This is a genomic window from Pseudogemmobacter hezensis, from assembly GCF_013155295.1.
GTDB classification, from domain to species: Bacteria; Pseudomonadota; Alphaproteobacteria; order Rhodobacterales; family Rhodobacteraceae; genus Pseudogemmobacter; species Pseudogemmobacter hezensis.
Window position 1 is genome coordinate 1 of record NZ_JABJXT010000040.1, and the last position, 11,162, is coordinate 11,162.

Below are 11,162 nucleotides of genomic sequence, written 5' to 3' on the forward strand. Positions count from 1 at the left end.
CCTGCTTGAGCCGATCGGGAGCATCCCGCCAGCAGAGGCAGAAGCAAACTTCTACGCGGCTCTGGAAATTGAAGACATCGCCGCGTAACTAACCGTAATCAGCCTCCGGCAAACCCGGAGCGGTTCATTGGCTCAAGCGGCTTACCAGGACATCTGATGCAGAGCGGTGGGTGACCGAGGCCCGAGACGCGCTTGTCGCTAAGCAGGCGCGGCGCAAAGTGAACGCTATCAGCATTTGAAAAATCCGGATTTTCGTTCTCATTCTGCTCCTATCCCCGTGTCGGGCGGCCGCGATAACTGACCCCGTGGCTTCAAGAGGCCCTCACAGGGTGGAGGTCACGCATATGTAATTGATTTTGCACATAAAGTATTTCGCAAATCGCATCTTTCCGTTATAGAATGGGGCTGGGTCATTGTATTCTGAGTCTATCGAGAGCGGTCACCAGGGCCGCCCGAAGACCAAAGGAAGAAAACTCCATGACCAAATTCCGCCTCTCCACCGCCGCCCGCGCCGCTCTGACCGCGTTCATCGCCGATCATGACGGCGCGCATGTGCCGTCCGCGGCGCATGTCGAGCGCGCGATTTCCGATAGCCTGTCTGGGGCGTCGGGCGAAGATGTCTACGGCGCGCGCATCAGCTATCGCAGTGCCGGACCGACGAGCATGTCGTATCGCTATGCGGTCCGCGGCCTGACCGCCACTTTCGTCGTCCGCCGCCGGGTGATCGACCTGATCAGCGCGGAAATCGAGAAGATTTATCCGAAAAACCGCGAGCGGGTGCAGGTCGTGCGTCGGCTCGATGAGCCGACCCTGATCCGGACCGGCCACATCGGACAGGAACTCGCGGCATGAGCACGGGTCATATCGACGAATCTTATAGCGGCTCATCCGCGATCAAAGCGCGGATCCGCTGGGCGGGCGAGCTCAACACGGAAGAGTCGGCGCTCATCGCGGAGATGGAATACGGATCAACCGGCGATTGCACCGTCGCGCTTTTTTGCAGTTCGGCCGGCAAGAGGCTGCATTTTCTTGCCTTCCGGACCCGCGGAGCTCCGGATCATATAGTCCCCGTCTCGAAACCCCGCGCCGCGCGCTGGCTGATCGAAAATTTCGGCGCTGATCATCTGAGCGACGGATGGATCAAGCAATTGCGGTGGCGCTCCTGATCCTGATCCCGCCGGGCCATTCGCTGAGAGCTATTACCGTTTGGCAAAGGTGGCGCACCCTAAACCCAAAGAACTGCAACGTCTCTCGAAATGAAAATACAACAATAACATGAACTTATGGAAGGGGCGAAGGCATTCAAACCCTCATGACCCTTCCAAGCCTGCACCCTTACGATGTGGATCTAGGCAGATTTCCGCATGAGGTGGAGTGGCAGCTCGCGGCGCAACTTTGACGCGTCAAGATGCCAAGGCGACCGCCATGAAAGTTGCACTTGATCGACGTAAGACACAGCAGCGCCCGCCATTTCATGCAGCTTTTCACGGCAATATGTCATGAGCCGCGACAGCACACCCGTGGGATCGCTAACTGTAGTCTTAACAAGTGCCGCTGCATACCCAACGAGCCGAAGGTCTACCTTGCTGCTGAGATCACCGAAGGAAACCCGACCAAGGAGGACATCAGACAAGACATCCATGACGCCGTTCTCACGCGCCCTAGCAGTTCCGAAAGTGCTATTTTTGCCGTCGTTCATTTTCGATCTCTTCGACCAGCTCTACAGCGTCCCGTTTGTTATACTGCACAAATGTGATATCGCCAACATAGTAATCAAGAGCGTCATCGATACGTTGGGAGAAAGATTCTGAGTCTATCAGTCCCGCCCGAGCAAGCGCTTGAATGTCTTCGCGATCCCTTTCTTGGTAGCGACCAACCTTAGAGGTTGCCAAGTCTAGCGGGTTTATAACGTGTAGGACAAGGTCACCAACCTCCCCTATCAGGATGGATTTTTCCTTCCAGTCGGGCGGGAAAGTCCCGAGGTAATCACCAAACTCACCATCCATCGTTACGAGGATCACATCGGATGGGTCGTCAGGGTTGATCGCCGGGAACACGCGGAGGTCGGGAGGTATAGCGACCTTATGAGACCACTGGATGTCAACATCGTCAGACATCCGGATGCCCGTATGAAAGTTGACCGCCATGCCGCCAGCAATATACGCGTGCACGGGCATCCTGAGTTTACCCAGTCTATCCGCAAGCTTCTGTAAGTGATCATGAAGTTCAGGAATCAGTCCCACTGGGGCAATCCTCTCCGTATTTGCGCATCAAGAGATCATCTAAGGTCACGCGCACTGGGTGGCGCAGCCCTTGGTTGCCCGCAAGCAACCATACTCGATATCCGCCCACTCGGTCCAGTGCGTCTTCACACTGGACGGAGCGGAGCCAGGCTGCAACCACACGATGGACGATTACCGTTTGGTAACGGTGGCGCACCCTAAATCCCAAGAGCGGCAACGGCTCTCAGTATGAAAATCCATAAATTTCAGGGGTTTATGGCGGAGACGAAGGGATTCGAACCCTCGAGACCCTTCCGGGCCTGCACCCTTAGCAGGGGTGTGCCTTCGACCACTCGGCCACATCTCCGCCGCCCCGTATATTGAGCCGCAACCGGATAAACAAGGGGGCGCTTCCGCTTTTTAGGGTCTGTCCTGCGCAAATCGCTTCGGCGGCCGATAATGCGTCCCGGGGCCGCCCGCTTTGCGGTATCTGGGGCACCTTGCGCGTTAAGATGGCCCTGGTGTTTCAGCCTGCGCGGCCCTGCTGTCACACGCGCCATAGATGCGCTGGCATGGCTGGCAACACCTGCTGCGCCCGGAGCCTGCGCCCTGGGGAGGGCCAGGCGGTATGCGTCAGAATGGCTCTGGCGCGGCGAAGGTGACCCACTCTCCGCTTTCCGGATGATGCAGGCCCAGCGTCGCGGCGTGCAGCATCAGCCGGGGGGCCTCACGGGCGGGGCCGGTGGCATAGATCGGGTCGCCAAGGATTGGATGGCCCAGCTCCAGCATGTGAACCCGCAGCTGATGGCTGCGCCCGGTCAGTGGCGACAGCCGCATCCGCGTCTCATCCGGGCTGCGCCCCACCACCTGCCAGTCTGTCTGGGCGGGGCGGCCATGGTCATGGCTGACCATCTGGCGGGGGCGATTGGGCCAGTCGGCACCAAGCGGCAGGTCTATATGGCCGTGATCGCCCGCCACCTGACCGTAAACCCTTGCGATATATGCTTTCTTCGCCCGCCTCTTTTCGAACTCCTGACCCAGGAACCCCTGCGCCGCCTTGGTGCGCGCGAAGATCATCACGCCAGAGGTGTCACAGTCCAGGCGGTGAACCAGCAAGGCATCCCAATAGGCGGCCTGCAGGCGCGAGACGAGGCAGTCCGCCCGCCCCTCCAGCTTGCCCGGCACCGACAAAAGCCCTGCTGGCTTGTCGACGACCAGAATCTGGCGGTCCTCATACAGGATGCTGAGCGGTACATCCGGCGGATCATAGATGAAATCGGGAATCACAGGATCTGATGTCCCTTTTCGCGCAGTGCCCCGGCGAGATGGCGGATATGGGCGGGGCCGACCTCACAGCAACCGCCGATGATCGTTGCGCCCATCGCCACCCAGTCCAGCGCAAAGGCGGTGTATTTTTCCGGCGTCAGATCGTGGCGATGGGTCAGCTCTTTCACCGTCGGGGCGTTTTTCAGGAAGTTCCCGGAAATATGCGTGAAACCATTGGCATAGGCGCCAAAGGGCAGGTCAAAGCCACGGATCACCTGCAAAGCTGCCGCCATCGCTTCGGGGACCGAGCAATTCGCCAGCACCGCTGCGGGCCCAAAGCGGGCGATCAGCGGCGCAAGATCCGCGACTGCCTCGCCCGAACGCAGGCGCGAGCCATCGTGGTCATCAACCGAGACCGACAGCCAGACCGGAATGCCACCCACCGTGGCACCCGCCAGTGCCCCCTCGGCCAGCCCCAGCGAAGAGATGGTTTCCAGCAGGATCACATCGCAATAGGGGGCCAGAAGCCGCGCCTTCTCGGCATAGGCTGCGGTTGATTCTGCGACCGGGGGCGTCAGATCGGGGCGATAGCTGGCACCCAGTGGCCCCATCGAGCCCGCAATGATCCCGCGCCCCGTCTGTGCATATCCTGCACGGGCCCGGGCCTCATGTGCCTCGGCCAGGGCGCGGGCATGCAGGGCCTGGAACCAGGGCTCCAGCCCAAAGCCTTGCAGGCGGTCACGCAGCACGGAATAGGTGTTCGTCGTCGCAACAGAGGCCCCGGCGGCGAAATAATCCTCATGCACCGCCTGCACGAGGCCGGGGTGGTCGATCATCACCCGCGTCGCCCAAAGCGGCGTCGGCTCATCGCCGGATCTGGCGATCAGCTCCTGGCCCATACCGCCATCAAGAAGGGTGATTTGCGCCATGAGCTAGCCCTTGCTTTCATCCCAGACCTGCCACTGCGGCAGATTGTCATCGAGCGTATAATAGTCGCCAGCCTCGGAAAGGAAGATGTGGCTGGTCAGTCGCCCGCCTGTCGGGCGCTCAAAAGCGCCGGATTCCATGGAAAACTCGCCGCTGGCGGCGCGAAACCACAAGGAAGAGCCGCAGTCCGGGCAAAAGCCCCGCTGTCCGCCGCCTGCGGTTTTATATTCGCGGATGTTGCGGGCGGCCCAGGTCACGCTGTCCTCTTCGGCCCAGAAACTGGCCGAATAATGCCCCGAGAGTTTGCGACATTGGCCGCAATGGCAGGCCGTGACCTCGCCCATTGGCCCCGGCAGCGAAAAGCGGTTCGCACCGCAGAGGCAAGAGCCATGCAGCTCGGGCGCGGGCATGGTGCCACAGGGCGGGCCAATCGGCTCATAATAATCGCCGCGATCCTCTTTGTGGATATGGGCGATGGTATCCAGCCCGGTTTTGCCATCCAGCGCCCCGGCGGCGAAAGAGATCCGCGCCTCGCCCTCGGGCTGCCAGAAAAGGCTGGCGCCGCAATCCTGGCAATAGCCGCGCTGTGCCATCGGTGAAGAGCGGAACCAGCCAAGGCTGCGATCCTCGACCAGGCGAAAGCGCTCATGCGGGACGGAACTGGCCGACCAGTAATGGCCCGAGGTCTTGCGGCACTGGCTGCAATGGCAGGCGACAACCTGGCGCAAAGGCGGATCGGCCTCAAAGACCACGCCGCCACAATGGCAGGATCCACGGATCGGTTTTCCCATCTTATTCTGCCTTTTCAAAGACCTGCGCCAAAAGCGGGATCAGCCATTCCTCATCCCGGGCGGTAAAGGCTGCGGGCTGATCGCTGTCGAGGTCCAGCACCCCCAAGAGCTTGCCCACCCCGTTCACCACCGGGATGACCAGCTCTGACCGGGTCGAGGAGGAACAGGCGATATGGTCGGGGAAAGCCTCGACATCGGGCACGTTCTGCACCTGCCCCGTCCGCGCGGCCGCACCGCAGACACCGCGCGAAAACGGGATCACCAGGCAGCCATGGCCGCCCTGATAGGGACCGATCTTCAGCAGCTCCGGCTGGGTCACCCGATAAAACCCGGTCCAGTCTGACAGCGGATGACGGTTGTGGATCTCGCATGCCAGCGTCGCCATCAGCGCGACGGTATCGGTCTCGCCATGGGTCAGCGCAAGGATGTCTCTGGTCGCGGTCTCGTAATCCATCTGGTCCCCAGTCTTTGTTCGACAGTCTTTGTTCGATCGTCTTTGCCCGATAGTCTTTGCCTGACAGTCTTTGTTTCAATACCCTAGGGCGCAGCCATCCTTACGCGGATCAGAGCCGCCCGTCAGCACCCCATCCTGGCCGATCACGATGGCCTGGGCGCCGCCCAGCGGCTGTTCTGGCCGGATGATCCGGTGGCCCAGATCGGCCAGCCGGGTACGGGTGGCTGCGCTGTAGCCGCGCTCGACCTCCAGGCCATCCGGGCCCGCAAAGAGGCGCGGCGCGTCGATGGCCTCTTGCAGCCCCATCCCGTAATCGGTCAGGTTCGAGATCAGCCGCGCATGGCCCGTTGGCTGATAGCTGCCGCCCATCACACCAAAGGGCATAGAGACCCGCCCGTTTTGCCGCAACATGCCCGGGATGATCGTGTGCATCGGGCGCTTGCCCGGTCCGGCCTCATTCGGGTGCTCTGGCTGCAGGCTGAACCCCGCGCCGCGGTTCTGGAAGTTGATCCCGAACCTCGCCGAGGCAAGACCAGAGCCAAACCCCCAGAAAATTGAGTAAATCAGCGAGACCGCCATCCGGTCGCGGTCGACCACCGACAGGCAGATCGTGTCGCGGTGCACCGCCTCTGACAGGCGGGCCGGGTCTGCCATCGCACGGCCCGGATCAATCAGCGCCGCCAGCTTTGCGGCGGTTTCATCTTGCAGAAAGCTGGCCAGCCGCGCCGGATCCATATGGGTAGGGTCGGCGATAAAGCGGTTTCGCGCGTCATAGGCCAGTTTGGCGGCCTCGATCTCAAGATGGGCGCGTTCAGGGCCGGAAGGGTCAAGCGCGGCAAGATCGAAATGCGACAGGATCTTCAGCAAAAGGATCGCGGTCGCGCCCTGGCCGTTTGGCGGATGCTCCAGCAGTTCAGTGCCGCGATAATTGCCGGCGACGGGCTGGCCCCAGAACGATCTGGTCGCGGCCAGATCTGCCGCATCATGGCTGCCGCCAAGCGCGCGCAGCGAGGCAATCATATCGGCCGCGACTTCGCCCTCATAAAATCCGGCGCGTCCTTCGCGGGCGATGGCACGCATGACCTGGGCAAGGCCTGGCGCACGAAAGATCTGCCCCGGGCGCGGGGCCTGGCCGTTGATGCTGTAAAATTTCAGCGCGTCCCCCTGCAGGACACGGATATCCTCGGCCCAGTCAAAGGCTGCGCGCGGCGAGACCGGAATCCCCTCTTCGGCATAGCGAATGGCGGGGGCAAAAATCTCGGCCAGCGACAGCCTGCCATGGTCCTCATGCAGGCGGCACAGCGCATCAACGCCGCCCGGCATGGTGACCGATTCGATCCCATGAATGGGCACAGTTTGATGTCCCAGATGACGCAGATGGTCGGCCGAGTATCCGGCAGGCGAGGCCCCGGATCCGTTCAGCGCCAGAACATCCTCCTGGCCCGCTGGTTTCAGAAGAATGAAGGCGTCACCGCCCAGGCCACACATCTGCGGCTCGGCGATGTTTTGCACCATGGCGGCCGCGATAGCTGCATCGACCGCATTCCCACCCGCCTGCAGAATCGAAATCGCAGTCTGCGACGCCAGGGGATGCGAGGTCGCGGCCATCCCATTCAGAGCGAAAACGTCCGAGCGGCCGGGAGTTTCAAAGTCGCGCATAACGTCCCTTATGGAGCTGGCATCTGGCTGAGGCGGGCAGCAATTCAGCCTTGCCGCCATTGGTCATGCAAGACTAGGCGAGCAGAGGGACAAAGCCAATGTGTTCCGCCCAAAGCGCGAGGCCGCCGCAAGCAAAGCCATTTTTGGTGGCGTCCGGAAATCCTGTTGCGGGAATATCAACTGGCAGGCCTGGTCGGGGTATCACCCGACGGGCGTATCTGCACGGAAGGGGGAGGGCAGGGCGGGCTGCCGCGCATTAGAACCCCGGTGCCGGAACTGGGTGGGGGCTGTTGATCCCGGCACCAGGGTGAAGCCTTATGCAGCTACGCCTACCTGTATTGGTGTCGGGCCTGGCAGTTTTAGGGGCAAATTGCGGCCAAATAGCGTCATTTGCGCTTAATTTCCGAACAATGGCCGCGCTAACCGCCCCACTGTTCGCAATTCATCGCTATATCCAGGCGATTCGTATTTCCGCGCCGCATGTAGCCAACCTCAGTGGAGAGCGAGCGAATCAAGAACCAGCCGAAGCCGCCCTCTGGCAAAGCCTCTGCTGCGGGCAGCTGACCCTCTGGCAGCTGGCCCTGGGGCATCGGCTGCCCCTCATCCTCTATCGTCAGGCAAAGGCGGGTTGGTTCCAGCCGCAAAAGCAGTCTGATTTCCCCCTCGCCCTGCGAATAGGCATGTTCGACGATATTGTTCAGCACCTCGGCCAGCAGCACCTCGACCCGCTCTCTGTCGCAAGGCAGCAGCCGCCGTAAAGGGGCAGAGCCTAACGCCCGTTCCAGCCCCGAGCGCACGGATCCCGAATCGCCGGGCATCGTCACCAGCGCAAATCCCCCTCCGGTCTGGCAATGGGAGTTCATGATGGAAACGCCCCCAAAATCAACCAGTTGCAACAAGGCCTCGGGCGATGTCGGGGTGAATTGTAAAGACCGAGTCTATGCGGGTCAGCCGAAAGACCTTTTCGACCGCGGGGCGCAGCGCCGCCAGTTCCAGCCGCCGTTCCGGGGCCAGGAGCTTCATCACCGCGACAATCGCGCCAAGCCCCGAGGAATCAACGAAATTCACCGCCGAAAGATCCATGATGACCCGGGGCGGCGCCTGGGGGATGAGGTCACGGATGCGTTCTTTAAAGCCGATTGCCCCGGCGGCATCGATCCGGTCATGGCCGATATGGATCACCAGGACGCCATCCCTGACCTCGGCTTCGATAGACATTTTGCGCGCCTTCCTCACTGTGAACCAGCCAAGGATGCAGCAAAATTCTTATGAAACGGTAAGCGTCACCGGGCCTTCCTGCGGGCCCTGCATAAGGCCGGGGCCGGGCCTAGTTCAGATGGAACTGCAGGGGATAGCGGCCATCCTCAAAATCACCAAAAAGATCAGAGAGATCCGGGTGGCCGACCGGCTCTCCGGTGTCATCCGGAATCAGATTTTGCTCTGATACATAGGCGACGTAATAGCTTTGATCATTCTCGGCCAGCAGGTGATAGAAGGGCTGATCCTTGTCCGGACGGCTTTCTTCGGGGATGTTCTCATACCATTCCTCGGTATTTGAAAACATGGCATCCACGTCGAAAACCACACCCCGAAAGGTGTGCTTGCGGTGCGTCAGCACCTGTCCGATATGATATTTGGCCTGCGTTTTGAGCATCAGTGATAGTCCCCCAAGTGGTCCTTACCGCTGTGACGCCGCCCTTGTCCACCAGTCTGTCCGGGTCGGCAGGAAACAGTCTGTGGAAGGTCAGCCCACAGTGGTCATCATTGGCCATCTATGCGCGCCAGCCTGCTCGCCAGCCTGCTCGCGCAGAACTGAACTGATCCGGCAGCTCAGCGCGCGGCTGGGCGGTTCCCCCCGACCGCCGCATGCGCTATAATGTGGAAAACAGGATGCACGAGGGGCAAATGAGCAGGTTTCTCCGTGCCGGATTGTTGCTTTTGTTGCTGGCCTCATGTGGGGGCGGGAAAGCAAGTTTCACGGCACCACGTGAGCTGGACAATGCATGTGCAATCGTCCGTGAGCGGCCGCAGTATCTGCGGGCAATGAAAGCGACAGAGCGCAAATGGGGTGTGCCGGTGCATGTGCAGATGGCCTCGATTCACCAGGAATCGAAATTCATCGGCAATGCGCAGACACCGCATCGCTGGGCTCTGGGCGTGATTCCGATGGGGCGGCAAAGCACGGCCTATGGCTATAGCCAGGCGCTGAATGGCACATGGGAAGAATATCTCGCCTCTCAGGGCGGCAGGCGCAAACGCGACCAGATCGCTGACGCCACCGATTTCATGGGCTGGTATATGAGCGAGACAGAGCGCCGCCTTGGCATCCCGAAAACCGACGCCGAAAATCAGTATCTGGCCTATCATGAGGGCCGCAGCGGCTATGCAAGGCAAAGTTATCTGGCCAAGCCCTGGCTGGTTGATGTGGCAAAGCGGGTCGGCACACGTTCAGAGATGTATCGCAGTCAGCTGGAGGGGTGTGGGCGCTGAGCGCCCCGTCTCAGCAGCGGCACAATCAAAAAAGGCGGGCCAATGGCCCGCCTTTTGCGTTATTTGCGCAGCCCTCGGGGGGGGGGCGAGAGGCCCTTAACCTTTGCGGCGGCTGATCTCAGTGCTGATCGAGAAGGTGCTGTCGCCCAGCTTGCCGCCCTTTTTCATCTCACCAAGGATGACAGTCGTCTTTTGCCCCAGGTCATCGGTGATCACCCATTGGCGCAGCTCGACGGGGTTGGCGGTGAAGACCAGTTCAATGGTGCCATATTCAGGATGCTCCGGATCCTGCGCGGTGACACGGGTCGAGGTGCCGTCCTCTTTATGGCCGATCACCATCCGCGCCTGGGCGAGGTTGATGTTCTGGGCAAGGATCAGGTTCAGCGGCGTGCGGCGCAGCGGATACTGCTCGGGTGAGGCTTTCGACTTGCCGTCAAAAATCGCCACGGTGCCACCGCTGGCCAACACGAGCGAGCGGTCAGGCGGCGCATATTGAAAGCGCACCCGCCCGGGGCGACGGATGAACAGCTTGCCGGTCGAGACCGAGCCATCGCTGTTGATCTGCGTGAAATCGGTCTCAACGGTGCTGAGGCCGTTCAGGTAGTTCGACAGCGTGTTAAGGGACAGCTTATCCGCCAGCGCGGGCCGACCGGCCAGGACAGCGGGCAAAGCAAGGGCGAGCGGGGCGAAAAGCGCGGTGCGACGGTTCATGCGGAAGATATAACCTGCCGGGCGGCCTGCGCAAATCCCTCTGCAACAATGCTCGCGGCTTTGTGCCGGCGCGTGACGGCTGCCCCGCCCTGAAGCGCGCTGCTCGCCGGGCTGTGTCAGGGCTGGAACCATCCCTGGCTGGCTGTGGTCGGGGGTGAAACTATTTACAGAATTTTCCTCTTGCGCCCAATTCCGCCGCAGACTAATAAGCCGCAGACCGAACGCGAAAGTGTTCAAAATGGTGGGGCCATAGCTCAGCTGGGAGAGCGCTTGAATGGCATTCAAGAGGTCAGGAGTTCGATCCTCCTTGGCTCCACCAACAAAAACTGACAGGTGTGTCAGAGAAGCATAACAGTGCAAATCGGAAGCATAAGCTTACCGAAGAATTGTCAATATGTTTGTTGACGCACAGAAGCTCTCAAAAACGCAGGCCTTCCTGTCCGAAACCAGCGCGGCAGCTGTGCGGCCCCGCTAGGTCGAGCTGACATGCTCGCCTCCAGAATGCCGCATGGTCGTGACCTGCCCCCCGGAAGTTCCCTCGCCGTGATGTAGAGTCTGCCCAACCTGAGAAGGAGCAGGCGACATGAGGAAAAGCCGTTTCACCGAGGCGCAAATCATCGGGATGATCAAAGAGCAGGAGGC

Annotated in this window: 14 protein-coding genes and 2 tRNA genes; 4 read left to right on the forward strand and 12 right to left on the reverse strand. The window is 60.8% G+C overall.

The features are described 5' to 3' along the window. Positions 1-477 precede the first annotated feature (477 nt). Both HOY34_RS21315 and HOY34_RS21320 read left to right on the forward strand, forming a co-directional pair. Positions 478-852, forward strand: coding sequence for a hypothetical protein (locus HOY34_RS21315; RefSeq protein ID WP_172366631.1), 375 nt, complete (start codon positions 478-480; stop codon positions 850-852). Further along, positions 849-1,166 (forward strand): hypothetical protein, encoded by a 318-nt coding sequence (locus tag HOY34_RS21320; RefSeq protein WP_172366633.1) that lies wholly within the window; start codon positions 849-851, stop codon positions 1,164-1,166. Before HOY34_RS21315 ends, HOY34_RS21320 begins: the two co-directional genes overlap by 4 nt. 182 nt (positions 1,167-1,348) lie before the next feature. Here HOY34_RS21320 and HOY34_RS21325 read toward each other — a convergent pair whose 3' ends face one another. From HOY34_RS21325 to hspQ, 11 genes are all read right to left on the reverse strand, one after another. Further along, positions 1,349-1,699 (reverse strand): hypothetical protein, encoded by a 351-nt coding sequence (locus tag HOY34_RS21325; RefSeq protein WP_172366635.1) that lies wholly within the window; start codon positions 1,697-1,699, stop codon positions 1,349-1,351. Next, positions 1,680-2,243, reverse strand: a complete 564-nt coding sequence (locus tag HOY34_RS21330; RefSeq protein WP_172366637.1) for a DUF6036 family nucleotidyltransferase — start codon at positions 2,241-2,243, stop codon at positions 1,680-1,682. The genes HOY34_RS21325 and HOY34_RS21330 overlap by 20 nt, the downstream gene beginning before the upstream one ends. Positions 2,244-2,499: 256 nt before the next feature. Beyond that, positions 2,500-2,589 (reverse strand) — tRNA-Ser (locus HOY34_RS21335). Between the two features lie 266 nt (positions 2,590-2,855). Beyond that, positions 2,856-3,509 carry an RluA family pseudouridine synthase gene (locus HOY34_RS21340; RefSeq protein ID WP_436645244.1) on the reverse strand — a complete coding sequence of 218 codons (654 nt, stop codon included), beginning with the start codon at positions 3,507-3,509 and terminating at the stop codon, positions 2,856-2,858. Continuing rightward, positions 3,506-4,417: a homocysteine S-methyltransferase family protein gene (locus tag HOY34_RS21345; RefSeq protein ID WP_172366638.1), complete on the reverse strand. Its 912-nt coding sequence runs from the start codon at positions 4,415-4,417 to the stop codon at positions 3,506-3,508. Before HOY34_RS21345 ends, HOY34_RS21340 begins: the two co-directional genes overlap by 4 nt. Positions 4,418-4,420: 3 nt before the next feature. Next, positions 4,421-5,206, reverse strand: coding sequence for a GFA family protein (locus HOY34_RS22535; RefSeq protein ID WP_172366640.1), 786 nt, complete (start codon positions 5,204-5,206; stop codon positions 4,421-4,423). Position 5,207: 1 nt separating this feature from the next. After that, positions 5,208-5,660: a GAF domain-containing protein gene (locus HOY34_RS21355; RefSeq protein ID WP_172366642.1), complete on the reverse strand. Its 453-nt coding sequence runs from the start codon at positions 5,658-5,660 to the stop codon at positions 5,208-5,210. A 75-nt stretch (positions 5,661-5,735) separates the two neighbouring features. Continuing rightward, on the reverse strand, positions 5,736-7,319 hold the full coding sequence (locus HOY34_RS21360) for a gamma-glutamyltransferase family protein (protein ID WP_172366644.1): 1,584 nt from the start codon (positions 7,317-7,319) through the stop codon (positions 5,736-5,738). Between the two features lie 419 nt (positions 7,320-7,738). Then, on the reverse strand, positions 7,739-8,182 hold the full coding sequence (locus HOY34_RS21365; protein WP_172366646.1) for an ATP-binding protein: 444 nt from the start codon (positions 8,180-8,182) through the stop codon (positions 7,739-7,741). Positions 8,183-8,201: 19 nt separating this feature from the next. Continuing rightward, the gene (locus tag HOY34_RS21370) at positions 8,202-8,537 is read right to left on the reverse strand and encodes an STAS domain-containing protein (RefSeq protein WP_172366648.1); all 336 of its coding nucleotides are present in this window, start codon (positions 8,535-8,537) and stop codon (positions 8,202-8,204) included. A 109-nt stretch (positions 8,538-8,646) separates the two neighbouring features. After that, entirely contained in the window at positions 8,647-8,973 is a 327-nt protein-coding gene (gene hspQ, locus HOY34_RS21375; RefSeq protein WP_172366650.1) for a heat shock protein HspQ, read from the reverse strand. A gap of 251 nt (positions 8,974-9,224) precedes the next feature. Here hspQ and HOY34_RS21380 point away from each other — a divergent pair, with 251 nt between their 5' ends. Continuing rightward, a complete protein-coding gene (locus HOY34_RS21380; RefSeq protein WP_172366652.1) occupies positions 9,225-9,809 on the forward strand; it encodes a transglycosylase SLT domain-containing protein in 585 nt (194 codons plus the stop codon). A 96-nt stretch (positions 9,810-9,905) separates the two neighbouring features. Here HOY34_RS21380 and HOY34_RS21385 read toward each other — a convergent pair whose 3' ends face one another. Beyond that, positions 9,906-10,520, reverse strand: a complete 615-nt coding sequence (locus HOY34_RS21385; protein ID WP_172366654.1) for a LolA family protein — start codon at positions 10,518-10,520, stop codon at positions 9,906-9,908. A 243-nt stretch (positions 10,521-10,763) separates the two neighbouring features. Here HOY34_RS21385 and HOY34_RS21390 point away from each other — a divergent pair. Beyond that, positions 10,764-10,839, forward strand: a tRNA-Ala gene (locus tag HOY34_RS21390). Positions 10,840-11,162: the final 323 nt, after the last annotated feature.